The organism is Pedobacter sp. UYP24 (genome assembly GCF_054057295.1).
Genome location: NZ_JBSRZD010000011.1, coordinates 70,612 through 95,810 on the forward strand (window position 1 = coordinate 70,612; position 25,199 = coordinate 95,810).

Annotated in this window: 22 protein-coding genes; 11 read left to right on the forward strand and 11 right to left on the reverse strand. The window is 37.4% G+C overall.

All coding sequences use genetic code 11. The annotated features are described in order from the left end of the window. Window position 1 precedes the first annotated feature (1 nt). Window positions 2-916 carry a lysylphosphatidylglycerol synthase domain-containing protein gene (locus tag ACVWYN_RS16255; RefSeq protein WP_457289937.1) on the reverse strand — a complete coding sequence of 305 codons (915 nt, stop codon included), beginning with the start codon at window positions 914-916 and terminating at the stop codon, window positions 2-4. Further along, window positions 913-2,094 (reverse strand): glycosyltransferase, encoded by a 1,182-nt coding sequence (locus ACVWYN_RS16260; RefSeq protein WP_457289938.1) that lies wholly within the window; start codon window positions 2,092-2,094, stop codon window positions 913-915. Before ACVWYN_RS16260 ends, ACVWYN_RS16255 begins: the two co-directional genes overlap by 4 nt. A 258-nt stretch (window positions 2,095-2,352) precedes the next feature. Here ACVWYN_RS16260 and ACVWYN_RS16265 point away from each other — a divergent pair, with 258 nt between their 5' ends. From ACVWYN_RS16265 to ACVWYN_RS16275, 3 genes are all read left to right on the forward strand, one after another. Further along, on the forward strand, window positions 2,353-3,774 hold the full coding sequence (locus tag ACVWYN_RS16265; RefSeq protein WP_457289939.1) for an inorganic phosphate transporter: 1,422 nt from the start codon (window positions 2,353-2,355) through the stop codon (window positions 3,772-3,774). Between the two features lie 41 nt (window positions 3,775-3,815). Next, window positions 3,816-4,637: a universal stress protein gene (locus tag ACVWYN_RS16270; RefSeq protein WP_457289940.1), complete on the forward strand. Its 822-nt coding sequence runs from the start codon at window positions 3,816-3,818 to the stop codon at window positions 4,635-4,637. A gap of 76 nt (window positions 4,638-4,713) precedes the next feature. Next, on the forward strand, window positions 4,714-6,111 hold the full coding sequence (locus ACVWYN_RS16275; RefSeq protein ID WP_457289941.1) for an SGNH/GDSL hydrolase family protein: 1,398 nt from the start codon (window positions 4,714-4,716) through the stop codon (window positions 6,109-6,111). On the opposite strand, the gene ACVWYN_RS16280 is transcribed toward ACVWYN_RS16275, so the two are convergent. Further along, window positions 6,046-6,384 (reverse strand): hypothetical protein, encoded by a 339-nt coding sequence (locus ACVWYN_RS16280; protein WP_457289942.1) that lies wholly within the window; start codon window positions 6,382-6,384, stop codon window positions 6,046-6,048. The two genes, ACVWYN_RS16275 and ACVWYN_RS16280, sit on opposite strands and share 66 nt — an antisense overlap. Window positions 6,385-6,481: 97 nt before the next feature. Between ACVWYN_RS16280 and ACVWYN_RS16285 the strand changes: the two genes are divergently transcribed. From ACVWYN_RS16285 to msrA, 3 genes are all read left to right on the forward strand, one after another. Next, complete coding sequence (locus ACVWYN_RS16285; protein ID WP_457289943.1) at window positions 6,482-8,341, forward strand: ABC transporter ATP-binding protein; 1,860 nt, start codon at window positions 6,482-6,484, stop codon at window positions 8,339-8,341. 125 nt (window positions 8,342-8,466) lie between these two features. Next, complete coding sequence (locus ACVWYN_RS16290) at window positions 8,467-9,081, forward strand: DUF4870 domain-containing protein (protein ID WP_457289944.1); 615 nt, start codon at window positions 8,467-8,469, stop codon at window positions 9,079-9,081. 78 nt (window positions 9,082-9,159) lie between these two features. Further along, window positions 9,160-9,651: a peptide-methionine (S)-S-oxide reductase MsrA gene (gene msrA / locus ACVWYN_RS16295; protein ID WP_457289945.1), complete on the forward strand. Its 492-nt coding sequence runs from the start codon at window positions 9,160-9,162 to the stop codon at window positions 9,649-9,651. Between the two features lie 90 nt (window positions 9,652-9,741). On the opposite strand, the gene ACVWYN_RS16300 is transcribed toward msrA, so the two are convergent. Then, window positions 9,742-10,320 carry a hypothetical protein gene (locus ACVWYN_RS16300; protein WP_457289946.1) on the reverse strand — a complete coding sequence of 193 codons (579 nt, stop codon included), beginning with the start codon at window positions 10,318-10,320 and terminating at the stop codon, window positions 9,742-9,744. A 116-nt stretch (window positions 10,321-10,436) separates the two neighbouring features. Here ACVWYN_RS16300 and ACVWYN_RS16305 point away from each other — a divergent pair, with 116 nt between their 5' ends. Beyond that, entirely contained in the window at window positions 10,437-11,129 is a 693-nt protein-coding gene (locus tag ACVWYN_RS16305; RefSeq protein WP_457289947.1) for a CPBP family glutamic-type intramembrane protease, read from the forward strand. A 5-nt stretch (window positions 11,130-11,134) separates the two neighbouring features. Here ACVWYN_RS16305 and ACVWYN_RS16310 read toward each other — a convergent pair whose 3' ends face one another. Continuing rightward, on the reverse strand, window positions 11,135-11,884 hold the full coding sequence (locus tag ACVWYN_RS16310; protein ID WP_457289948.1) for a LytR/AlgR family response regulator transcription factor: 750 nt from the start codon (window positions 11,882-11,884) through the stop codon (window positions 11,135-11,137). Window positions 11,885-11,900: 16 nt separating this feature from the next. Then, the gene (locus ACVWYN_RS16315; RefSeq protein ID WP_457289949.1) at window positions 11,901-14,693 is read right to left on the reverse strand and encodes a sensor histidine kinase; all 2,793 of its coding nucleotides are present in this window, start codon (window positions 14,691-14,693) and stop codon (window positions 11,901-11,903) included. Window positions 14,694-14,875: 182 nt separating this feature from the next. Between ACVWYN_RS16315 and ACVWYN_RS16320 the strand changes: the two genes are divergently transcribed. Further along, entirely contained in the window at window positions 14,876-15,334 is a 459-nt protein-coding gene (locus ACVWYN_RS16320) for a hypothetical protein (protein ID WP_457289950.1), read from the forward strand. Window positions 15,335-15,375: 41 nt separating this feature from the next. On the opposite strand, the gene ACVWYN_RS16325 is transcribed toward ACVWYN_RS16320, so the two are convergent. From ACVWYN_RS16325 to map, 3 genes are all read right to left on the reverse strand, one after another. Further along, window positions 15,376-19,134, reverse strand: a complete 3,759-nt coding sequence (locus tag ACVWYN_RS16325; protein ID WP_457289951.1) for a hypothetical protein — start codon at window positions 19,132-19,134, stop codon at window positions 15,376-15,378. Further along, entirely contained in the window at window positions 19,128-20,612 is a 1,485-nt protein-coding gene (locus ACVWYN_RS16330; RefSeq protein ID WP_457289952.1) for a hypothetical protein, read from the reverse strand. The genes ACVWYN_RS16325 and ACVWYN_RS16330 overlap by 7 nt, the downstream gene beginning before the upstream one ends. 108 nt (window positions 20,613-20,720) lie before the next feature. Beyond that, entirely contained in the window at window positions 20,721-21,521 is an 801-nt protein-coding gene (gene map, locus ACVWYN_RS16335) for a type I methionyl aminopeptidase (protein ID WP_457289953.1), read from the reverse strand. Between the two features lie 192 nt (window positions 21,522-21,713). Between map and ACVWYN_RS16340 the strand changes: the two genes are divergently transcribed. Then, window positions 21,714-22,346, forward strand: coding sequence for a hypothetical protein (locus tag ACVWYN_RS16340; protein WP_457289954.1), 633 nt, complete (start codon window positions 21,714-21,716; stop codon window positions 22,344-22,346). Between the two features lie 107 nt (window positions 22,347-22,453). Next, window positions 22,454-23,059: a hypothetical protein gene (locus ACVWYN_RS16345; RefSeq protein WP_457289955.1), complete on the forward strand. Its 606-nt coding sequence runs from the start codon at window positions 22,454-22,456 to the stop codon at window positions 23,057-23,059. On the opposite strand, the gene ACVWYN_RS16350 is transcribed toward ACVWYN_RS16345, so the two are convergent. After that, window positions 23,052-23,669, reverse strand: a complete 618-nt coding sequence (locus ACVWYN_RS16350) for a hypothetical protein (RefSeq protein WP_457289956.1) — start codon at window positions 23,667-23,669, stop codon at window positions 23,052-23,054. The two genes, ACVWYN_RS16345 and ACVWYN_RS16350, sit on opposite strands and share 8 nt — an antisense overlap. Window positions 23,670-24,149: 480 nt before the next feature. On the opposite strand from ACVWYN_RS16350, the gene ACVWYN_RS16355 reads away from it, so the two are divergent. Continuing rightward, window positions 24,150-24,590 (forward strand): DUF3995 domain-containing protein, encoded by a 441-nt coding sequence (locus ACVWYN_RS16355; protein WP_457289957.1) that lies wholly within the window; start codon window positions 24,150-24,152, stop codon window positions 24,588-24,590. Between the two features lie 10 nt (window positions 24,591-24,600). On the opposite strand, the gene ACVWYN_RS16360 is transcribed toward ACVWYN_RS16355, so the two are convergent. Then, window positions 24,601-25,110, reverse strand: a complete 510-nt coding sequence (locus ACVWYN_RS16360) for a DinB family protein (protein ID WP_457289958.1) — start codon at window positions 25,108-25,110, stop codon at window positions 24,601-24,603. Window positions 25,111-25,199 lie beyond the last annotated feature (89 nt).

The following is a 25,199-nucleotide window of genomic DNA, read 5'->3' on the forward strand; positions in this document are numbered from 1 at the left end:
ATCAAATTTGCAGTATTGCTTTACGTTTGTGAAATACAATAAAATAAACAGCAATGCCGAAGGCTACCCATATTACCTGTCTTGCCCTTCTTAAAATGGAAGCAGTGATCCAGATATCAGCACCAGAAATCCCTATGGTGAGCAACATTACTTTATTGCCATACTCTTCAATACCCAACTGTCCGGGAATAAAAGCCCCTGCCGTTTTAAATAATACAACACCCATATCAACAACTAGTGCCTGTATCACAGTTACTTTAATTCCAATAAATTTTAAAATAAAGTAGAATTCAAAAGAACCGAATAGCCAATGTAGCAATGCAAAGAGTGCAGATATGGCCAGCATTTGCTTATTTTCCTTTAAAACAATGGGCAAGTCTTTCCAAAGCCCATTCACTTTGGAGCGTAGAATTTTACATTTTAAACGGATTATCGGTAGCAATCCGGCAGTAGCTGTGTTATTTATAGGGTCGTTTGCCATTATGGGATTTTTAATCCACAAAAAAAGAAGGGCTACAATGAAAATTATTAACTGAGTAATGATGAGTATCAGTCGGGATAAAAACACGGAAAAAATTACGCTTCTTCTGGAGATCTCATAGTCGGCCAGCATGATTCCTTTTACGGCATCACCCCCAATTATACTAGCCGGGTTGAATAAACTCACCGTTTCTCCGATATGCCGGATTAAGAAAAGCCTCCAAATGGGTACCTTTTCGAAATCATTTCCTAATGTATACTTCCAGCTAATGGTAGCAAATAGGTAAGCGATAAAAGTAATAAATAGAAGAAATACAAACCTAAAGCCTACCGTTTTAACTGCGGCCATCACTTTGTGCAAATCAGTTGCCCGTACAAAGAAGAATAGAGAAATTAGTATACAGATGGTGACAGTTATAATTAAGGCTTTCTTCATTTTGTGCCAATGCCGGGTGCCAACTCTATTCCAGAACTTAGCTTTTCGAGATCCTTAAAATAGAAATCAGCAAGTTGACTCCAATTTAACTGCTTACTGTAATGCAAACCTTGTTGAGTAAAACTAGCACTTAGGGGATGGTTGAAGAGTAATTCCGAAATTCTCTTAAAATAGTCTTCTTCATCAAATGGACTGCATTTAAAACCGTTTATACCCTGTTTAATAAAATCTGCAGAGCCACCACCATCAGCGATAACGCAAGGTAAGCCGGAAGCCATCGCTTCCAGAACTACATTGCCATAAGTTTCAGAAACCGAAGTAAACAAAAACAGGTTGGAACTGGCATACAAAATGGAGAGCGTTTCATGATTGACCTTGCCTGTAAAAATTGCATTCTTCATTTGCTTTTTGCAGGCCTTTATCGCTATACCATCTCCAACAACCATAAAATTAACTTGTAAATTAGAGTGCTCTATTTTGTCATAGATCTTAAAAAGTGTTTCAATGTTCTTCTCCCAAACAAGCCTGCTGGCGAAGATGACGGTTGGGTTACTGTTACCGGTAAGCTTCTCCATAAGCTTTGCATCCCTATTTGCCGGAGAAAATAATTTAGTGTCTATTCCTCTCTTCCAAATGGTGATCCGATTGTGCTCAACACCCATTTGGGTTAGTGAAGTTCTTATACTTTCAGCTGGTACATATAACTTATCGCAGTGGTTATAAAAAGCTTTTTGAGTACCTGCAATTGCCTGTTTAACACGGCCAATTAAAAAAGGAGCATGTTTAAAATAATAGTCTATGTAGGAGACGAAATGTGTATGGTAAATAGAAATAACAGGAATATTTCTTTTGTTGGCATATTTTAGCGCAAAAGCACCAAGTAAAGAAGGAGTTGCTATATGAATCACTTCCGGATCAAAATCATTAATCCTATTCTTTAAACGTTTTTTGGCGAGTAAAGGCAAAGCCATTGTATAATTGGTATTTATAGGCAGGTTTATAACAGGCACTTTAAAGGTGGGATATCCCATAATGTACTCAGGACCTACACCACAAATGAACAGGAAATCAAATTTACTTTTATCTATTCTATGGATTAGTTGAAACATGGTGCGGGATGCCCCATCAAAATCAGCTGTTAAGATTTCGGCAAAAAAGGCTACTTTAATTCTTTTCATATCGGATAAAACCTATTTATTGAATAGCGTATGTTTTCAAATCTAACCCACAACCTCCTTTGTTTAATTAGATAATTAATCATTTAATATAATGTTAATGATTTCTTTTTCTCGCTGAAATTGGAAGCTCAACATATCATTGAGAAGACCTGCAATTGATAACAATATGGTAATGTTAAGAAAACGTTAAACCAACAATTATTTAGGTTATTTGATGATACAGATGTCACATGTCTGTGGGAATATCTAAATACATTTATGCTGCTGTCACTCTGTACTGTTATCCCCTTTATCGGCGAGGTTGCTTTGAGTACTCCTTTACTTATCGTTTTCTTTATTTGTATTGTTGCTGTTATTGGTTTTGAATTTGTAAACGGTTTTCATGATACTGCCAATGCAGTTGCAACGGTAATCTACACTAAAGCTTTAAAGCCATCTCTTGCCATACCCTGGTCTGGAATATGGAATTTCTTAGGTGTGTTTACTGGCGGTATCGCGGTAGCAATGGGCATACTAAAGCTGGTACCAATGGATGCTTTAATGGAATTGCCAATTGGTGTTGGTGCTTGCTTGGTACTTGCCGTTCTACTCGCTTCAATTTCCTGGAACCTGGGCACATGGTATCTTGGTATACCTTGTTCCAGTTCGCATACTATGATAGGTGCTATGATTGGTGCCGGACTAGCTTTTACCTGGTATTATGGAGGTCCGGGTGTTAATTGGGGTAAAGCTGAAGAAATAGGACTTTCCTTAATACTCTCTCCAATTATTGGGTTTGGTTTGGCCATGCTACTGATGTATTTTTTAAAACATGTAGTAAAATATCATGCCTTGTTTCATATACCACATGGTGAAAATGACAGGCCACCAATGTTGATTAGGGCATTGCTAATTACTACCTGTACATTGGTGAGCTTTTTTCATGGTAGTAACGACGGACAAAAAGGTGTGGGTTTGTTTATGCTCATTTTAATAGCTTTTGTACCAGCAAGATTTGCCTTAAATCATTCGATATCAAATCAAAAGATCCTTAATAATTTGGATCGTGTGGAAAATATAATAGGGGGTAAAACTAGTACAAACACGGAGGAGGCACTTAAAATAGTCAGTTTCCAAAAAGCAGTAGTAGCTACAAAAGCAAACTTACTGCTAAAAAGTGAGACAGATAAAAAGGCAACATTCAAACTTAGAAAAGAAATTGAGGCTTTGGTGTTGTCAATTAAAGCGCTTAAAAAAGACGACTCTTTAATTAAAAGTGATGAAGAAAGAGCTGTTTTAACTGAGGTATCTTCAGAACTGTCTAAAGTAGTAGAATTTGCTCCGTTATGGGTAATTGCTTTGATATCAATTTCTTTAGGATTAGGTACAATGATTGGCTGGAAAAGAATAGCCGTTACGATTGGTGAGAAAATAGGTAATGAGCATTTAAATTATGCGCAGGGAGCCACATCTGAAATCGTTGCTGCCTCAACAATAGGTTTAAGCACGGTATTTGGCTTACCTGTAAGTACAACGCATGTTTTATCCAGTGGCATTGCAGGAGCGATGGTTGCATCAGGAGGAAAGAAAAACCTTAATAATGGTACGCTAAAGAACATAGGTTTAGCATGGGTACTTACTTTGCCGGTCTCTATTATATTGGCCGCAATATTGTTTATATTATTCCATCTATTTATCTAGTACCCGCATACAATTAGCAGTTCGTCCCAATATTAAAGAAAATGAAACAGATCCTTGTAGCAACAGACTTTTCAAACAGTGCAGGTAACGCCATGTCTTACGCGCTTGCACTGGCCAAAACCCTAAATATGGAGGTGGTAGCCATACATGCCATACACCCTACTGAGGGTATTAATAATAGCACATACAATGCTATTTTTATTGAAGACTATTATGCGAAGAAAAGGGAGGCCCTTTCAGAATGGGCAAGAAGAATAAGTAAAAAAGGAAGCTATGCTGAGATTAAGGTTACCACTATTTGCGACATTGGGTTTTTAAAATCAGTTGTTTCCACCTACATAAAAGATAATCCGGTTGAGCTTTTGGTTATGGGCATAACGGGATCTACTGGCATTACAGGTATTGTTGGGAGCAATGCCAGCATGATGGTGACTAAGATGCGCATTCCAACCTTAATTGTACCGCTGGAAAGTAATTTTCCCAGCTTTCCTATAATTACATTGGCTACAGATTATGAAACTACACTTTCAGCTAAAGATGTAAATGCTTTAAATGAAATGCTTAAAGGTGCAGTTTCTCAAAAAATGCAGGTACTCTATGTAGCTGAGAAATCAGATAAAAACCACATACAAACTGGCGAGAAGGCTATAAGAGATCTATTTCCAAATACAGGGATAGATTTTAATTATATTAATGACAATAGCGCTCCTAATGGTATCATGGATTTTATACGTTCTAATCATACAGATATTCTGTGCCTAGTAAAGCATCATCATAATATTATATACAGGATGTTTACGACCAGTACTGTAAACCAGGTAATGAATAAAACTGTAAAAGCTATTCTGGTATTGCATGAGTAGTAAGTTTAACCGACTTACTTAATAATTTAATACCATATATTTAAAAAGGTATAACTTTATTGCGATAACCAAATGTATGATGGCTTTAAAGAAAACATTAATTGCGCTCTGTCTTTTAGTAACCCTAAGTTCAACAGTTATTGCCCAGGCACCGCTTAAGCCATTTAAAAAAGGTGAACGTGTGGTTTTTGCAGGTAATAGTATCACTGAGGCTGGTTTATATGGCGCTTATATTTGGCTATATTATATGACTCGCTTTCCTGACAGAAGAATTGAAGTGATGAATGCTGGCGTAGGAGGCGACGTAGCCGAACAAATATATGCCAGATTGGATGGCGATATCCTTAAAAAGAAACCTACGGTACTGGCTATAACTTTTGGGATGAATGATAGTAAGTATTTTGAGTATCTGGATAAGAACAATCCTGTTACTGACCAAAAAAGAACGGAAATAGTAAAAGTATCTTATGATAGTTATGTGAAGATCGAAAAGCAACTAAAAGCACTTCCAAACTTGACAAAAATTTTAATGGCCTCCTCTCCTTATGATGAAACTGCTAAAATGGAGGGAAATTTGTTTTTGGGGAAAAGTAAGACGATGCAAAGTATAGTAGACTTCCAGCTTAGCTCCGCTAAAGAAAACAATTGGGGATATGTTGACTTTTTTCATCCCATGACAGAGATTAACCAAAGGGAGCAAAAGACCAATCCGGCTTATACCAATACTGGAACTGACAGAATTCACCCGGGAGGTGCTGGTCATTTTATTATGGCCTACTTGTTTTTAAAAGATCAGGGATTGGCCAATAGTAAAATTGCAGACGTGAGCATTGATGCATCGAAAAGGAGAATTGTTAGATCTGCCAATTCAACCATCACTTCTTTAACTGCCACACCAAAAGGAATCAGCTTTAACTATCTGGCAAAATCCCTTCCCTATCCTATTGATACTGTTCCACGTCTTTGGATGAACTTTCAAATTCAAACAGAAGCAATGGGTGTGATTCCTTTCGTAAAAGAATTTGATCAGGAGTTACTAACTGTAACTGGCCTAAAAGGCAAAACCTATCAGATTACTATTGATGGTAATAACATTGGAAGCTGGTCTGCAGATGACTTAGCCAAAGGAATAAATCTTGCCACGGTAAAATCTACACCACAATATCATCAGGCTTTGAAAATTATGGCACTTAACAATACCCGCCGTGAAATTGAGAGTAAGTTTAGAAACTACTATTGGGTAGAATATGATTTTTTAAAAGACAAGGGTCTTTTATTTGCCAGAAACCAAGTGGCCTTAGATACCATTCAAGCAAATGTTCCTAAAAACGGATGGTTAAATGTTAAGAAAAATGATTACCAAGAGATTGTTAATGACGAAGCAGGCGTTCAAAAAAAGATGACAGACTTAGTTGATGAGATTTATAAAGTGAATCAGCCTATACAACGCAAAGTTGTTATAAATGAACTTTAAGTAGGTGGCTACTGCTTTATCTCCTGTTAATACTTTGGAAGTACCTGATACGCGCGGATAAATACCAGGTATGAGTTTTAAACCCATTTTTGTTTTAACGAAGTTTACCTCTTTGCCATCAACCAGAATCATTGGATTTTCCAGGGAAAGAAAACTCACGTAAGTATTGTGTACTTCAATCCCATCTTCTATTTCTGTTGCAGTACCTACTCCAGGACCTTGAACACGCCAATTGTTAAATAAAGCGCCAGACTCATTTTCTGGTAGTTTCAAGAGGTCCTCTCCTCCAGCTTTGGCAACTAAATCCTCTTTTTTTGTAAAAAAAACGAAGTAGTATAATTTCGGTGAAACGTTTTGTTATTTTAACCACATGAACTGGAAACAGCTATTTGAAAAGATTAAAATAAGTACAACCGAAAAACCGACCACCTTAACCTTCAGAGAAAGGATAAATGCTTTAAAAAATTTACCAGAGTTTTTTAAGCTGGTTTGGCAAACCAGCAAGAAGATGACCATCGTTAATGCGCTATTGCGCATTATAAAGTCTGCTACGCCCCTTGTTATACTATATGTTGGAAAACTAATTATTGATGAAGTACTTAAACTGAGTCACAATCCAGGTGCAGAATCTTCAGCTTACCTCTGGAAACTCGTAGTAATAGAATTCGTTCTTGCTATACTTTCAGATATGCTTAGTCGCGCAATTGCACTAATGGATGGCTTGCTTGGCGATCTATTTTCCAATCATACTTCTATTAAGATTATGAAACATGCAGCCACCCTGGACCTGGATCAGTTTGAAGATGCTGTTTTTTACGACAAACTAGAGAGGGCACGTCAGCAAACGGTGGGTCGCACGATATTACTCTCTCAAGTGCTTAGCCAAATACAAGATCTGATCACAATGGGTTTTCTAGCCGGCGGACTGATGCTATTCAACCCTTGGCTAATACTACTTCTACTGGTGGCCATTGTACCGGCGTTTCTGGGAGAATCTCATTTTAATGACAGAAGCTATGCACTTTCGCGCAAGCAAACACCAGAGAGAAGAGAACTGGATTACGTACGTTTCCTTGGGGCGAGTGATGAAACAGCTAAAGAGGTTAAGATATTTAACCTATCAGATTTCATCATTGAACGTTATAAGGTTCTGTCTTCAAAATTCTATAGTGATAACCGGCGGCTATCTATTCAGCGCTCTTCATGGGGTGCATTCTTTGCAATTATGGGTAGTGCAGGTTATTACGGCGCATACATATTTATCGTTATCAAAGCAATAAATGGTCTAATTTCAATTGGTGACCTCACCTTTCTTGCTGCCTCTTTCAGGCAGATGAGGGGTTTATTAGAGGGAGTGCTTACGCGATTTACTGTGGTATCACAAGGTGCTATTTACCTACAGGATTTTTTTGATTTTTTTGAGATTCAACCTAAAATAAAACAGTCGGTTAAAGCCCTCTCCTTTCCTAACCCTATTAAACTAGGCTTTACTTTTAATAATGTTGGCTTTCAGTATGTTAATTCAGATCGCTGGGCAAACCGACACCTCAGTTTTACACTATCACCCGGCGAAAAGCTTGCCCTAGTGGGCGAAAATGGTGCAGGAAAAACAACTTTAGTTAAGTTACTGGCGCGATTGTATGATCCTACAGAGGGACAAATCTTATTAGATGGTATAGATCTAAAGGAATATGATCTTGCGGAACTTAGAATGCATGTTGGTGTTATCTTTCAAGACTATTTAAGGTACCAGATGACATTTGCTCAAAATATTGCTGTGGGTAATATTAGAGAAGTTGATAACAGAAACCTGATTATTAAAGCTGCTCAATTGAGTTTGGCTGATGTGCTTGCAGAAAAATTACCTGATAAATATGATCAGATGCTGGGCAAGAAATTTGCCGATGGTGTAGAACTTTCTGGTGGCGAATGGCAAAAAGTGGCATTAGCAAGGGCATATATGAAAGATGCGCAATTACTTATTCTTGATGAGCCTACATCGGCTTTAGATGCGAGGGCGGAATATGAAGTGTTTCAAAGATTTGCTGATTTGACGAAAGGCAGATCCGCTGTACTTATTTCACATCGTTTTTCTACAGTTCGTATGGCAGATCGTATTTTAGTACTTGAAAAAGGGCAGCTGGTTGAGATTGGAACCCATGAAGAACTGATTGATAAAAAAGGACGATATGCAGAGCTCTTCGACCTGCAGGCGATGGGCTACAGATAATAAAATACAACTTTAATCACATTTAAACGTATTTTGGACACCAATGACGTAAAGATGTCGTAAACAAGTCGTAAGCCTATATAAATCCCCATACTACCTTTGCTATGTACAAAAAACGTCCAAACATGAAAAATACAGACCTAGCAAAACGCATTAAAGAATTAAGAGCCCGCAAAGGAATGAGTCAGGAAGAACTGGCTGAAAAATCGCAACTTAGCCTTAGAACGGTTCAACGAATTGAAGGTGGAGAAACAGAACCAAGAGGTGATACCTTACAAAGGTTGGCCGAAGCACTGGGTATTACTCCAGATGAATTAATAGATTGGACTGAAACCGAAGACAAAGGTTTTATCACCCTACTCAACTTATCGGCGCTTAGCTTTATTGCTTTCCCCATTTTAGGTATTGTTATTCCTTTGGCATTATGGATGCTCAAAAAAGACAAGATCAAAAACGTTAATGACATAGGGAAGAAGCTTCTAAATTTCCAAATCTCCTGGTGTATTATTATGTCGTTATTCTACCTATTGCCCATCCTGCTCCTCTTTTTTCCATCTGTTGCTTCCACTTTCTTCGGATGGTTTCGTATAAGTAGCTTTGGTATTGGAGGCTTTGAGTTAATGTTGATACTTATTCCGCTGCTTTATGCGGTCAATTTTATTGTGGTTATTTTCAACAGCATAAGAAGCTACCAGAATAAGAAAGTTTATTATCAACCAGCGGTCCCGTTTCTAAGATAAAGGTTAGCCATTAAACATTTTCTTGACTTGTCTGTTACACGAGATGATCGTACCTTCATTTTATTAAACTTAACCTATATGAGTACTGAAAAAGCCATTCTCGCAGGCGGTTGTTTCTGGGGAGTAGAAGAACTAATTCGCAGTCAGCCAGGCATAATATCAACTGTAGTTGGATATACTGGTGGTGATGTTCCAAATGCAACCTACAGAAATCACGGAACCCATGCTGAGGGCATAGAGATTATATTCAATCCAGAAGAGATTTCTTACCGCAGTTTATTGGAATATTTCTTTCAAATCCATGATCCAACTACTAAGAACAGGCAGGGAAATGATATTGGCACCTCCTATCGCTCTGCGATTTTTTATACTGATGAATCTCAAAAAGAAACGGCAGAAAAGCTGATTGAAGAAATGGAAGCATCAGGAGTATGGCCAGGTAAGATTGTCACTGAAATTCTTCCGGCAACTGATTTTTGGAACGCAGAAAAAGAACATCAGGATTACCTACAAAAGAATCCTTATGGATATACTTGCCACTTTGAGCGGCCAGAGTGGAAGCTTAGCTGAGCACAGTGAAGCGGCTTATATCATTTTTACCCTTATCTCTTGCGCAAAAAGTCTGTTAATTTTGGAAAAAACTGTTGGGAAATCCAACAGTTAACTAAACCATCGTTGTAGAACAATCATTTGTGTCCAAACGCCATTTATCTTCTGATAAATGACAGTTTGACCATCTGCGCAACGATTGCCACATTCGTAAGCGTATTTAAAAAGACATAACTTATTGTCTCTAAAAAAAATGGGTTTACTTATAGTATATATATTGTATGTTTTTTTTGTCAACCTAATATTTCTATTGCCAGGAATAATATTTTTCTTCCATTTTACCTTATCAAAACTATCCAATTGATTAATAATTAACATTCGTTCATCGGAAGTTATCATGATAAAGTCTTTATTTATTTTCATTTTTGATATAGGTCCTCTAACTAATATTGATTTAATGGTATCCTTGCTGAAGGTTACACGATGGCCTTCACCCTTCATGGATTCTATTTTACTCTGATAATAATATTTACCATCCCTTTCAGGCTTTCTAGTCGAAAAAAACCATTGCAATAATTCAGCTTCTTGCGTAGTAGGCCTTATCGCTTTAAGTTTTGGAGCCAAGCTAGCGGACTGACTAAAGACGAAAACAGATAATGCAGTAAAAATAAGTGTTAATGTTAATTTCATAAAGTAAGATAACAAATACTTAGCGATATGAGTTAACTATTGTTTTTTCATCGGCGTGTAACCAATTCATTAATTGAAATGGTTATATCGTATATTTAAACATAAATAACACCTAAATGATTGAAACGCTCTCCACCTATTGGCAATTCCTGAAACACCCTAGCCTTCTAAAACAAAGTCAAAATAAGAAAATGTTGTGGCAAGATATGTTATGGCTGTTTTTACTTGACATAGTTTTTGCGAGCTTAATTGTTTTTGCAGGATATACTCTTCAAAAATTCAAACTGATTAGACAATATGAAAGTGTAGATATTTTTAAACATGGCTTTGCTTGGGCATTATTACTAGGCATAATTTTAGCGCCGCTTTCAGAAGAATTTTTATTTAGATGGCAACTTAGAAATCCTAAATATAGTACTTGGTTTGTAGCAATTTCAAGTGTAATCATTGCTACTTCCAGTACAAAAAGCGATTTTGCTAAATTCTTTATAATTATTGGATTTATTGTAGCAGCTATAGTCATAAGCAGCATTGTAGGAAACTTAAAACGGCATAAGTCAATTGTTCTATTTAGAGCATATTACGTGTTCTTATTTTATTACACTGCAATTGTATTTGGATACATCCATATCAGCAATATTAAAGGATTAACTATGACTGACCCGTCATTTATTCTTTATATTGGTTCACAAATATTCGGTGGATTATCCTTAGGTTATATCCGTATTAAATATGGGTTGAAATATAGTATATTATTACATGCCTGCATTAATGCATTTATATTACCGATCGCATGGTTGGTAACCTGAATAGTTTACCGCAATATCCTGCCCAAAACCTCATCCTTCTTTTGTCTTGAGATAGGTACTTGTCCCCCGCCTTCCATTGCAATATAGCCCCCATCTGTCTTTACATATGCAGCAATTTTTCTAAAATTAATGAGGTGCGACTGGTGTGTTCTAATAAATTGATGACCATCGAGTAATTCTTGGTAGTCTTTTAGCGTTTTACAAACCAAATGATGTTTACCATCTTCAAGGTAGAAGTGTGTATAATTGCCCTCTGCCTCCAGACGAATGATTTTACCAATGGTAATAAACTCTATTTTATCAGCAAGTGGAACAGCTATTTTTTGCTCGTCATCCCGGCGGTCAATATTAGCTACCAACTCTTTGAGGCGTTCATTTTCTTTTTTCGGTCCAATCTGCTTAATGGCCTTATCTACAGCATTACTTAATTCTACTATGTTAATGGGTTTCAATAAGTAATCTATTGCACATGCCTTTACTGCTTGTATGCCGTATTTATCAAATGCAGTTACAAATATCACTTCAAAAGTTTGCTGTCCGTTTAATAATTTCAATAAATCAAAACCAGAAAGCTCGCCCATTTCTATATCAAGAAAAAGCAAGTCAGGCTTATGTTCAACAATTAATGCAAGGGCTTTTGTGGCAGAGTCGGCTTCTGCAACCACATCAACCGCAGGGCAGTATTCGCCAAGTAACTGTTTAAGGTTACTTCTGCTTTTAGTTTCGTCGTCTACAATTATACTTTTGATGCTCATCTGTAAGTTCAATTTCTTAATCTACAGGAATGGTTAAAACTGCAGTAACGCCATTACCTTGACCAGCTAAATCACTAATGATCTCCAGGCCACCTTTCCTATCCTCAGTATTCAATAAATTCAATCGCTCCCTAACCAGCTTTAAACCAAACCCTTTATGTTCTTTACTATGGTCTTTCCAGCCAAAACCATTATCAACTACCACTATTTTTAGACAGCCACTCTCTTTTGTAATGGTAACCACAAGTAAACCAGCACTACCTTTTCTGGCAATGCCATGTAAAATAGCATTTTCAATCAAAGGCTGGGTAATCATACCTGGTATCTCTATTAGATCAGCATTGATATTTTGATCTACTTCAATTTTAAAAGTGAAATCAAATCTAAGCTTTTCCAGTTCCGCATACAGTGTAACAGCTTCGAGTTCATCAGATAAACTCACAAATGTCTTTTCTGAATTGTTTAATACGCTTCGCATCAATAATGAAAACTTCTCCAGGTAAATATTTGCTTCTTTGTATTGATGAGAATTAATGAGCGACTGGATCGAATTTAATGCGTTAAACATAAAATGGGGATTCATTTGAGAGCGGATAGCCTTGATCTCCAATTCCTTCATTTGTCTTTGTAGAAATTCCTTTCTCCTTATTGTTGCTACCCTTGTTTTGTAGATCCATAAAAAAATAAGGCTGGCGAATAGAATGGAGCCTGCGCTCCATCCTATTGTTTTAATTAATTCTGCCTTTTGCTCTTTATTCATTTTTTTGGGTTCCAGTGCCCTTTGTATCGCTTCATTGAATAGCTCGTCTTGCGGTAAATTGTTTGGACTATCGTTGATATTGTCTTCAATAATTTGTAAGTCGGCATCCAAAACAAAGGTCTTAATATCAAAAATTCTAATTAATAGCGAAGGGTCTTTTTCAACTTCGTTTCTATTTACTTCAACATAAGTAACCTGGGGTAGTTTTTTAAGCTCTTCAGCAATTGTGGACGCAGGGAAACCTACGTCCTTTAACTGTACAATAATAAAATGAACTTTAGCTGCATCTTGTTTTTTAATCCTCCCCATTAACTTCTTCATTTCATCAGGGTAGTAAAAATTATAAGTAATGCTCAATACTTTGCCCTTGAACTTGGTAAAACCCAAAGTTTCTCCATCAGCAAGTTTAAGTGGTTTTAAAGGAAGTAATTTACCCGGTGCCCAGTTAGATACGGTATGCCATTTCTGCACTATCAGGCTCGTCAACGAGGTATCTCCACAATTGTTAATAAAGTCATCATAATAAGGTTTCAGGGTTTGCGCATTTTTCCAGTTATTTGATTTCAGCTGATTGTCAAATGCTCTAGCCAGCGAACTATATAAAGGATAACGTTTTAGGTAATTGAGTGATAAAACATAATCCCCAAGAAAAAATCCATCACTACCTCCGTTTAGCTTACTAACTTTAAAACTCTGATACAGGGTAAATAGGTTTAAAAAAGACGTGTACCAACCGGCAGTATTGTTATCGATCATCAAAACCGGTAGTGTATCTATAGCTTTAAAAAAGTGATCTGGGAAATGCTCAAAGGCTTCGGGAGAATCGGATGTACTCTTAAAAAATGTTTTCGATAAAAAATCCAGTCGATCAGTGGCCTGTTCAAAAGTAAATTTAAGCTGATAATATTTCAATACGGATGCAGGTAATACCTCTTGAAACGATAAGGCAATTTGATCGAAACTAGTTTTATCCAATTGCTGGGCTTTCATAAAGCTTTCTGCAGAAAAAGACTTAACACCATACGGTATTTCCTCTGTCTTTCTATTCTGCGCAAGCTTAGCCAATTTTAATGCATACACGGCTTTTTTAGCAGCATTTCCAGAAAATTGCAAAGTATTTATAAAGTCGTTGCCATCTGCATTGATAAGAAGTGTATCTCCCGGTTGTAAAAACAAGGGTATCTCTAGTTTAAACATCTTCAATTCAACATCAACCCCTTTTGGAGCAATTATGGCCGCAGCTTTTTTATCATCTACCAGCGAATAGCTATAGTACAGCGCAGCACCTGATCCTTCGACAACCTGTGCCGTAAGTTTAAAGCTTCCATCTTTTGCAATTTTAAATTCACCATTTGCCAAAGGAAAATATAGACTTAACCTATCCCTAACCTGCTGATTTACATTTTTGATGCTTCCTTCAATCACTACATTCGGTTTAATAGGGAAACTCGCTGCAGAAACCGCATAGCTTAAATTCGTATCTTTAAATAACTTCCCACCATTAAACCAATCACTTTTATGGTCGGCTAAAGCTTTAAATATTGGCTGCGATACTGCAGAGGCAGTTTCCTCATGTATAGGATCTTGTTCCATTGATGTACCTCCATATTCTTTACGCGATGCGACCTCAGTGAGGGTTACTTTAGCAAAAACATTTCCCGGTTTCATTGATTTCAACTTACCTGTTTTGTCAACTATTGCTAAAAAAACTGGCTTAACAGTTCTCTGCTGTAAACCTTGCTTAAATGGTGGATAGTAAGAATCGTAACCAAGCGGTTGACTTTTAGGAGTGGAGAATATTATCCTGATCCTTTCAAAACTCAGCTTGACTTGCCTATCTCCATTGGGTTCAACTTCTTTTAGTAGGTACTTAATATTATAACGGTAGCTTTCGCTATTAGGCTTTCTGGCCGTATCCGATACCAGCACCTCAAACCAGTCGCCTGGTTTCATGGTAGAAAAGCCATCGCCTTTCTGTTGTGCCAAAAGCACATGCGGCAAGCAAAGCAAAATAAATGCGAGGATGCCGAAGAGTTTTTTCTGTTTCATAATTCTAAGATTTGAAACAAAAAAGCGAAGAATACTTTTGGTGATTCATGTCCATTGAGCAAACGACAAGTTTGAGTTATTATTCAGCAATAATCGTAATTTAAACATCAATGGTAGCAATTTGCTGAATATACCAATACAATCAGTATCTTCATTTATTTTAAATCCATCAATAGACCATTATGTCGCAAATAAGCAAACTAAAGCCAATCAAAACCATTCACTTAGCATTCTGCGCGGCGATATTAACATTAGCTGCTGTATCTGCCATTACAGTTAAAAATAACATCTATTTTGATGTGGCACTAAACCAAAATAACGGACTCTATCCCCTGTTCCCAATTCTTGCGATCATTGTTACCGTTGTCGGGATATTCTTATTCAATAAACAAATCGCGGCTATAGACAATGCTGAAACATTTGATTCCAAATTCATGAAATATCAAACTGCATTTCTAGTACGATGCGCATTTCTTGAAGGCGGCGCATTAATGAATGTTGTAGGCTTCTTAATGACAGCCAATACCGTTTTTCTTATCGCAGCTGCTATTCCATTTCTTTATTTAGTGAGATCGAGGCCAACAAAAGATCAAATAGTTGAAGATCTGAACCTACAATATCCTGATACTGAAATCGAATAGGCTCAAGCTATTTCCGCAATAGGTATTAAACCCTACAAATCTTACTTATTCACTACTATCCCTTTTCTTGCACTCCCCAAACCGCCTTTCATGTCAGTTCCTTCAAAACTGATGGTGTAAGCACCTGTCGAATCTGAGGTATAAAATGAAACCGTTGCCTTACCATTGGCATCAGTTATGATGTTTGGCTCCCAAAAAATAGTAGAACGGTAATCATCTTGTCCTTTAGGAGAGTTAACGGTGTATTTCGGACTGTAAAATTGTTTCTGAGTTACACCAGGCAATGGCCTGTAATACACCACATCATTATGAACCGGTACGTACCAGCCTTTTCCATTTAAAGTCGTAATCTCAATCTTTGCGAAATTATAGTCTCTGTAACCAGGAGAATTATCTACCGTTTGCACCGTAAATTTCCTGCTATAAATAACTTCAATACCCTTAATATTTGCCAGAGTATACTCACCCAAACCGTCTTTCAAATCGTCTACCAACCAATCATGATCTACCCTAAGCTGTAAAGGTCTTCCATCAATATTAATATCTCCAGAGGAAACCACATACTTCCCAATTCGGATGGTTGGCGCACCTTTGCTATTTTCATAATCGTAGATCACTTTAAATCCAGGTACTTTCTGTTTTAAAAGTTGGTAAAGGTTCGCAGTACCAGACTCTTTAATATCGGCAGCATCAAAGGCCAAATCAGATTTACCCGGACCATACGGATTAAGCGAACCAGCGATTATTTTAGTTGCTTTTATACTTACCTCATCCAATTGAAGTCCTTCGCCAGCAAATCCATCCTCTGCAGCGTTCTTTGCCACTCTATTCGCAAAATTCCTCAACTGCGTGCTATCGCTGTTCACATACCACGGCATCACTACCTCAGGAAATCCCCTTGGTAATTTTGGTGCCTGAAAACGATCTACCGTTACTTCACCTGTAGTCATGATTTTTCCTTTTGGCGTCCTTGCCTGTATAAAAAACGATCCCGTATCAATCTTTGGGAAATCTTTAAATGTATATCTACCTAAAGAGTCTGTAAAAGTCGTTACAAGGAAACTAGGTTTTTGAGACGATATCAATACCTGAGCCTTAGCCACCGGTTTATCAAGCAAGCTTCTAACAAATCCAGTAATTTTATTACCATCCTCCGCACCAAATGGAATCTTTTTAGGAAAATTAAAAACCATCTTCCAATCATAATCGGTCCACCCCTGCGTAAGCATCAAATTGTCCAGATCAGCAGTAACATTCTTACCAGTCCCGAGGTAATAGGAAGGCGATTCTATCGTGCCTGTTAAATTAGAATTTAGCAATAGCGATACATCAATGCCATTGTTTCCAACACTATCAGCCCTAACCTGGCTATTGTCTGTAACCGCCATAGAAAAACTACCTTTAACAGGAGCACCCGTTCTATCTTTAACTAAAATAGCCAGCTCCACAGGCTCCCGCTTTCCATAAGATGGTTTACTGGCGGCTAAGGTAATGTCTAACTTTTCATGATGATTGATAAATATAACACGCTCATTTACCGGTTGAGTGCCCTTTAACAAAGTAAAATGAGTCATCCCAGTTGGGAAAGTAGCCTTCGGGATGTTTAAGGTTTGGTCTTCCTGTTTCATCTTGGCAGAATAGTACACTTTGCCTCTTGTGGTTCCAATTAAATAATAAGTGCTATCTGCAATAAAACCTTTAGCAGTTGTGGCTAATTTTAAGGTTACAAAAGAACTTCCTTCTAAGTTCTGTATGGTTAAAGCAATCCCCTCTTTGGCCGCCTTCGGCAGGTTGTAAGGTTTTATAGCACCTGCGGGACTGGTAATCTTTGCACTATAACTTTCGCCTTCTAATGGCGTAAATTCAAATGAACCCATGCCGTTGTGCACAGCAGAAAAACTACCTACAACTTTTTCAGCCTTATCCAAAATATTCCCTTCCACAAACATTCCCTTTCCGTCTTCGGCAATTGCTTTAAATCCAATTACAGATCTTAAACCAGCCACTAGTTTGCCACCCTCTGGCATAAATTGTAAATCTATTTTTTGAACACGGTGTATGATTAACGGGACTTGTAGTATCTGGTTTTTATCTGCCGGATGCAAACTTCTAATCTCAACCCTAATATTTCGGCCATTTGCGCGTCTTTTTAGTGCTCTCGTAAAATTCAATGCACCATCAGAGCCAGTCTGCAGCTTTTCACTATATAAGAAATTATCACCTTCAAACAATTGCACCAATACATCGCGTAAGGCAACCGGACTCTTATCCAACCTCATCAGGTTAAGATTTACTTTCAATTCATCGCCATTTGCTGTACTGTCTATCTCCGCGGTAGACTTAACCAGCCACCTGTCTGCACGCGCAACGCCAAGGTAGAACCGCTGACTGAAGAAATGACCATCTCCATAATTCTGCATCCAATTGGTATATGCCCTTAAAGTATAACCACCCTCCTTAAATACTTTCCCCGGAAGTACAATTTGTGCCATAGCAACTCCATTTTTAATGGGCACACTAACCCTACGCACCACCTCTGCACTGTCGTTGTTTAGCTCAACCATAAGCACTCCACTCGTTTTTGTTGCCGCTAAGCCTGGTCCGCTAAATACATAGCCTTTAAAATAAAGGGTATCACCAACATTATAACTGGTTTTATCCAAGTGCATGTATGTTCTTTCCACTGGTAACTTTATACCCAGTGTATCCAGTTTAAGCTTAGCTAAATTGGTTTCAATCTTTGCAAATTCAGTCAGCTGAGCTTGTGCGCCAGCCTCAACTTTATATCTAAATACCTGCCTGCCCAATTCTCCGGCTGCGTTTATCCCCTCCACTACTACTTTGTAATTTCCCGGACCATCACCATTAAAATAATTCAGTGTGGTTTTACCCGTTGCATCTGTTTTTACATTTGCATTCCAGTAAATAGTAGAGCGCAGGTCTGGTATCGCAGCAGCATTACCCGGACCATCATACTTAGGCGAGTAAAAATCACGCACCTTATTGTAACCCTTCGGACTTAAATTTACAACATTAGGGTTATAGGATCTCTTAACATATCCAGCTTTAGTAATAATCATAAGTGAAGGATTCCCACCTAACATATTGATCATAGCCATATTGGTACGCACTATCTCAATCTTTCCAATATCTGAGGGATCAATCTGGTTGTTATCAAAAATATCCCCAATCTCCTGTGGCTGTAACTTACGTCCATCCAGGTATACGTCCATCGCCTTATTTCTGGTAAAGGGATAATGTTGCACCTCTTCAGAAGATTGAAATACTACACCTTGCAACATCCCCTGTAAACAAAGGCCTAAGCTTGCACAACCACCGGGATTTTTAAACATAAAAGTTTGATCGGCACTCCCTTCCGGTACCTTAAACATACCCTGAGCGGAATATTGCTGACCAGCCCTTTTCTTAGCAGAAATATTTACTTCCATTAATCGCTGAGTCCTGCTCATTCCACCCATTTTAACCAACAATTCATCCTGTTTCTTTAAGTTGGCAACGTATTCTTTCATGGTAGAAAGAAAGGCCACAGAATCTGCTGCTCTTAGTTTCCTTTTCCTCATGCCCATTTTAGTCAGCGTGTCAAGAACGACTTCCAGTTTATTGCTATTTTTAACTGTGGTAGCCTGTACCGTTAACTTAATGCTATCCGTAAGCACCAGATTATCAAAACTAAACCTGCCTAAAGAATCAGAAACAGCATCCAATATAATACCTGACTTAAGCGAGTACAACTTTACTTTAGCACCAGGAAAAACCTTATTGTTTAATGATTTTACCACTCCAGAAATCGAGGTACCAATTGCTCTGCTTTAAACTTAGGCGTATTGGCAGTAGCCCCTGTAATCTCTTTCCAGCTAAATCTGCGGTAGCCCTGCGTCATCATCAAATCATCCAGCGCCTTGTTAATAGGTTCTGTACTGGCAGTAAAATAATAGTTAGGTTTTTCAATATAGCCCTTTAAGTCAGACGTCAGCAAGATGTTAGAAAAAATGGTGCTTTCTTCCGACTCATCTATTGGAGCTTTACTCTCATCAACAACAGAAACAGAAAAACTTCCCGATGCCGGTTCCCCACCCTTATTACGTGTATTTAACTGTAGTTCTATCTTTTCCTTGCCCTTATAAGTTTGCTTTGGTGATGACACTTCTATCTTCATCAAATCCTTATTTTTTATAAAAGCGATCCGTTCATTCAAAGGCTCACCATTAGCAGCAAATAAAGTAAACTGAGCAATACCCATTGGAAACTCGTTCTTCTTGAGCCATATAGAGGTTCTAACGCTGGCAATTGGCACATTCATGGTAAATAAAGACTCTCCACCACTTTGTACAATCAAACTAACAAGCGCTGGGTTCTCTTTCAGCAACTTCAATTGCGTATCAGATACATTGATCCTAACCAGCACACTATCACCTGCTGGTTGGAATACAGCTAATGAATAACCGCCATCTATAGCTTTTGGCAATGCAATGGTAGTTTCTTTCCCATCTGGTGTGGTTACCTTTGCAGAATACGTATGCGCCGCTTCCGGCCTTAATGTAAACTCACCAATACCCGCATGCTCACTAGTAAAATCAACAACAGTGGTATTGCTTTCATCAACAACAATTCCCTTAACTGCAGCACCATAACCAGTTGGCGCCATGGCTTTAAAAGCAACTTTACTAATAACACCATTAATCAGGCTTCCACCTTCCGGAAAAAACTGTATATCGTAACCTTGCGGTCCTTGTTTATCAGCAGCAGCTGATGCCTTTGTGGCTTTACCTCCTGTAAGGGCATTTGCTCCAGCAGCGCCTGGCTCATAGGTAGAACTTCCAACCATAAATGTATGGTCGTAAAAATAATCATCCCCCGCATTGCGCATCCATCTGGTATAGGCTCTTACCCGGTAATTGCCCTCATGCCATTCGTCCTCTAGCGCAAAATCACCCATAGCAGTACCAGCAGAAATAGGAAGTTTCAATGTTCTTAAAACGGAATCCTTCTCATTGATCAGGTCTACATAAAGGGCGCCACTTAGTGCAGAAAGTTGATGGTGACTGCCCACTGTAACATACGCCTTAAACCACAGGGTATCACCAAGGGCATAATAAGGCTTGTCCATGTGCAAATAAACTTTCTCAACAGGATTTATCTTAGACCAGTTGCTCAAAGCGTTAATTAAGCGGTCTAAGGAGTCCTCTTTTGGGATAAAAGCAAGTAGGGCAATAACTGGAATGGCAAAAACGGCACGGAGGGATCTTGTTAGTTTCAAGCTAAATATATTTGTTGTTCTAATTAAAGGCAATTTACTACAAACAAATGGGGACAAGCAAGAAAAATAAAATAGAACTGTTTACAACATACTGTCCCAGAGGTTATTTTAATAATAAGAACTATTCAAATTGCTATTCTGTTTTTCAGCAGCTTCAATCGGTGTATAATCAGAAAGAATAAGTGCTTCCCCCTTTTTAATGCAAACATCATGTTCAAAATGAACAGATGGGCTTCCATCGGCAGTTCTAATTGCCCAACCATCATTATCTAAGAAGACTTCTTTTTTACCTAAATTAATCATTGGCTCTATGGCTACTACTAAGTTCTGGTTCAGTAACATACCAGAACCTTTTCTGCCATAATTTGGCACCTGCGGATCCTCATGCATGTCTTTACCAAGGCCATGCCCTACCAAATCTCTCACCACACCATAACCCTGCTTCTCATTGTGATTTTGAATGGCAAATCCGATATCGCCCATGCGCTTACCTACTACAGCTTCCTTTATGCCCAAAAAAAGTGACTCTTTGGTCGTTTTAACCAGTTTTAATATTTCTGCAGAAACATCACCGACGATAAAAGTATAGGCATGATCACCATGGAAACCATTTTTAATGGTACCCACATCAACAGAAACGATGTCGCCATCAACCAATTCATTCTTATCCGGAAAACCGTGTACAACCACATCATTTACAGAGGTAATGATATGAAATGGGAAATTGTTGTAATTATAAAAAGAAGGAATGGCACCGTTATCCAATATAAACTCATTGGCCAGCTTATCAATAGACAGTGTAGTAATGCCGGGTTTAAGTACTTTAGCTACTTCGGCCAGTGTTGCGCTTACAAGTAGTGCACTGATACGCATCAGTTCTACTTCTTCATTGGTTTTGTACAAAATCATTGTTGCAAATTTAATAAAAGAAGCTTTAGTTTCCTAAAGTTAGGAAGTTCTGCGCTTAACACCCTTTTGCTACCTTATAAAAATGACTTGCGCATACATCGATACCCGTTGTTATGCAGTGCAGACAAGAACCCTATAAGTGCAGTGTATAGGATTAAATATTTCCTATATTGTACAACCAAATATTAAAAGATGAAAACGCTTAAAATCTCTGCACTGCTGCTTTTTTTTACAATTGCTTCAAAAGCACAAACCGCACCTGCATTACCAGAATCTTTCCAAAACGCACTTAACTTGGCTGGCATGACTTTTACCATGCCTAAAGATGCCATTGTTATTCCAATAGTTAAGAACATGCAAATGCACTATGAGTATGCCGTTACATTTAAGGATAAACCTTTGGAAGTACGTTATGCGGTATCCCCAATGGGATATAGCGTTGCCGAAGCCATTACTGGAGGAAAAGGCGTAACCAAACATTTATCAAAAGCTGATGATAATGATATGATGGCCAAAGTTATTGCGATGACTATTGCCATGAACGTTGCCGGGGGTGGAACAAATCCAAATATTGGATCACAACCTTTTCCACCAGACGCTGTTAAAAAAGAATTTGGGACCGATTGGGGTAGTACAACCATCATTGAATTAAAGAATAATTCCTTTGGAACGGAGTATAAAATTTGCTTGATGATTACGATCCATAAAAATGATTTGGCCAGTGCTTACGTATTTTACCTAACTGATACCAAAGAAAACCTGCAGAAATTGATGCCTGAACTGATCGCAAATACGGGGGCATTCCAAGCGTTAAAGTTTAAGTAGTTGATCAGGATGGAGAATTACTCAATATTCCTATATTTGGTTATTGTGTCTATTAAGTTATAGTATGTTCTTCTAACGGATTTTCCGAATGAATTTGAAAAAGATGAGTGGACACGGTAAAATCCATCAATATTAAGGTGTTTTGGATTTCTTTAGATCCATCACAATCAAGCGAAATGGCAAAAGCACTTTTGTTGTTAAAAAAAACTAAAAATAGAATTATGAAAAATAAATTAATTATAGTTTTATGTGTGTTACTAATACCATTACTGTCCCTCGCTCAAAGCACTAATAAAGCCGCTCCTGGTTTCTTTGTCATTAAATCCACCCCTTATTCAAAAGAAATAGTTACTAGAAATATGATGATTGATGCTTCGGAAATCGCTGACCTAAGGGTATTAAGAATACAAGAAGCAGAAAAACGATTTGGAAAATTGAAAGAAACATCAGTAATCGCGGAGCTTACTCTTAAGCGAGGCATCAAAATCTCAACACTAAGAGAATTTTACAACAAACATAACATACAGGGTAACAAGCGTAATCTGCCTTTTGTAATTAACGGTCAAGACATTAAAGATACTACCAATTTGGTAATTTCGGAAAATTCTTTAAAAGTTCTTAAAATCAGGACTGATTCTATTCAAATTATGTCTGCTGCACATTTAAAACATTTGGCCTCGATTAAAAATAAAAAACAAATCCTCACTAATTAATACAAAAAGAAAATCTTTCTAAAACTGATGTCGGTTTATAAAGTTCTTCAAGTTCAATTAGTTTTATATCGTATTCACTCCTGTCTAAAGCGTAATTTTCTAAAAGCCACTTCAAATTATTGAATTGGGCTTCGTAAGTTAATTTTTCATTTAACACCCCATACTTCTCAAGAAGATAGTCTTTACGTTTTGCTGCTACTTTAACTATAAAATCATTTAAGGCACCCTGGTCACTTTTCCTTTTTAAAAATTCAATTGGATTGACATTTCCAGGTTTAGTCAAAACCAATGTTTTCTTAAAGGTGATTAAAAATGCAGCTATACAGGAAACAGATATCAATAAATAAAAAAATTCAGCACCATCTTCAACATTCGAACCTATGCTTTTATCCAAAAAAATTATGAATGACAGCAATGTTAAAAATATCCCAGTAGCTAGCCAAGAACGTTTTCCCCCACTAATCTCTACTGTTATAGAACCTATATCTTCATACTTTAACTCGTACTCATGAGTTTCAAGTAATTTTCTATTCTTCAATCTTAACCCAGTAGGAGTAAATTTAAACCACTTTTTTTCCAGTATTTTTTGCTGAGTAAAGTCCCAATCCATCTATGCAAATATAAGGCTAATCTCTTTTCATTTTTAACTTAATTGGCATATACCCCGGATTGAAATAAATGTCATTTCCATTCTTTTAAAAGTTAGCGTGATTTTATTTTAAAAAATAAATTTGCCAAAAAAATGGCATAATCCAAAACGAAAATAGACTGTATTTCTTCAGGTTTGGAGCGCAGCAGATTATGGGTTCGTTCCAGACTCGGTAACCCTTTGCTTAGGTCTTGGTTGGGGCTTGCTTGGGAAAAGGTACCTTTTAGCAAGGAATACCCAAGCAAAACCTAACTGAAACCTTATCTAGCCCAAAGCGAAACCACTTCCTGCTCATAACTAGTTAATACAATAGGTGGTTTTTAATCTAAATTTTTTCGCTGAATTCCTATAACGTCACACCATTTGTTTAATCTTTTTTCTATCGTAGGGAAGATTAAGAACATTTTATTTTATTTTCATAAATTATTACCTTTGAGTTAAATGAAAAAACACTTTGCATCGACTATACTTATTGTCGTCAACACAAGTATCTTTTTATTGCTTTCAATATTGCATTTTTATTGGGCTATTGGTGGTCAACTTTGGTATGGAGATGTTTTGCCTACAAATTCAAGCGGACTTAAAGTTTTGAACCCCAGTATTATGGGGACTTTGACTATTGCCATAGGGTTACTTTTATTGGCTTTAATAACAATAGGCAATAACGGGTTATTTGATAAATACATCAATAGAAAGTATTTCCGATATGGAACTTTAGGAATTGCTATTGTTTTCTTTTTACGCGCAATTGGTGACTTTAAATTTGTTGGTTTTTTTAAGACAATCACCCAAACAGGATTTGCAATAAACGATACGCAAATATTTTCTCCATTATGTTTGTTCGTTGCATTGCTTAGTCTAACGATTTTTCTCAAAAAATAAGCTTATCTCATTATTCTATTTTACTAATAAATGGCAACATACATTTCAGTTGATGATTGTGTCTTTGGGTATGAACATCAACAAAAGTAATTAACTCCAACCTGGTCATAAATCCTATCCCAGGCATTTCAAAATCTAAGCACGTTTTAGAGAGGTCGTTATCTAAAGAAAATGCTATTATCTCTTTAGTTGTCTTTTGAAGTGAACCTATTAATTCTTTATGGTCAATTTCTATGGTTTCCGGTAAGATAAAATCTGGTGATTTCATCTTTGTATTGAAGTCCAGAAATAATTCTTTAAGTACTTTAACATTTTGATCAATAGGCCTGCTAGTTTCCTCAACCTCTCCTTTTAACGTTTCTATTGCTGAGTAGGATTTCAGTAAATGATCTCCAACCTGTCCCGGAGTCCAGCTACCTTCAAATGGCACTTGGTTAAACTGCTGTTGATCCAAGCCAGCCAATAAGCTAATCAGGGAATTAAATGTTTGCTGTAAATCTGCTGTTAGTTTTTCATTCATGATTATAGATTTAGAAAATAAAGTTACCTGTAAATAGATTTAACTGTGTGGGTTGAATGCGACAAATTAAGGTGTTCACTAAGATATAA

Coding starts and splice junctions, on each gene's coding strand:
- ACVWYN_RS16255 (WP_457289937.1), bottom strand. CDS start 916: ATGAAGAAAGCCTTAATTATAACTGTCACCATCTGTATACTAATTTCT.
- ACVWYN_RS16260 (WP_457289938.1), bottom strand. CDS start 2,094: ATGAAAAGAATTAAAGTAGCCTTTTTTGCCGAAATCTTAACAGCTGAT.
- ACVWYN_RS16265 (WP_457289939.1), top strand. CDS start 2,353: ATGCTGCTGTCACTCTGTACTGTTATCCCCTTTATCGGCGAGGTTGCT.
- ACVWYN_RS16270 (WP_457289940.1), top strand. CDS start 3,816: ATGAAACAGATCCTTGTAGCAACAGACTTTTCAAACAGTGCAGGTAAC.
- ACVWYN_RS16275 (WP_457289941.1), top strand. CDS start 4,714: ATGATGGCTTTAAAGAAAACATTAATTGCGCTCTGTCTTTTAGTAACC.
- ACVWYN_RS16285 (WP_457289943.1), top strand. CDS start 6,482: ATGAACTGGAAACAGCTATTTGAAAAGATTAAAATAAGTACAACCGAA.
- ACVWYN_RS16290 (WP_457289944.1), top strand. CDS start 8,467: ATGAAAAATACAGACCTAGCAAAACGCATTAAAGAATTAAGAGCCCGC.
- msrA (WP_457289945.1), top strand. CDS start 9,160: ATGAGTACTGAAAAAGCCATTCTCGCAGGCGGTTGTTTCTGGGGAGTA.
- ACVWYN_RS16300 (WP_457289946.1), bottom strand. CDS start 10,320: ATGAAATTAACATTAACACTTATTTTTACTGCATTATCTGTTTTCGTC.
- ACVWYN_RS16305 (WP_457289947.1), top strand. CDS start 10,437: ATGATTGAAACGCTCTCCACCTATTGGCAATTCCTGAAACACCCTAGC.
- ACVWYN_RS16310 (WP_457289948.1), bottom strand. CDS start 11,884: ATGAGCATCAAAAGTATAATTGTAGACGACGAAACTAAAAGCAGAAGT.
- ACVWYN_RS16315 (WP_457289949.1), bottom strand. CDS start 14,693: ATGAAACAGAAAAAACTCTTCGGCATCCTCGCATTTATTTTGCTTTGC.
- ACVWYN_RS16320 (WP_457289950.1), top strand. CDS start 14,876: ATGTCGCAAATAAGCAAACTAAAGCCAATCAAAACCATTCACTTAGCA.
- map (WP_457289953.1), bottom strand. CDS start 21,521: ATGATTTTGTACAAAACCAATGAAGAAGTAGAACTGATGCGTATCAGT.
- ACVWYN_RS16340 (WP_457289954.1), top strand. CDS start 21,714: ATGAAAACGCTTAAAATCTCTGCACTGCTGCTTTTTTTTACAATTGCT.
- ACVWYN_RS16350 (WP_457289956.1), bottom strand. CDS start 23,669: ATGGATTGGGACTTTACTCAGCAAAAAATACTGGAAAAAAAGTGGTTT.
- ACVWYN_RS16355 (WP_457289957.1), top strand. CDS start 24,150: ATGAAAAAACACTTTGCATCGACTATACTTATTGTCGTCAACACAAGT.
- ACVWYN_RS16360 (WP_457289958.1), bottom strand. CDS start 25,110: ATGAATGAAAAACTAACAGCAGATTTACAGCAAACATTTAATTCCCTG.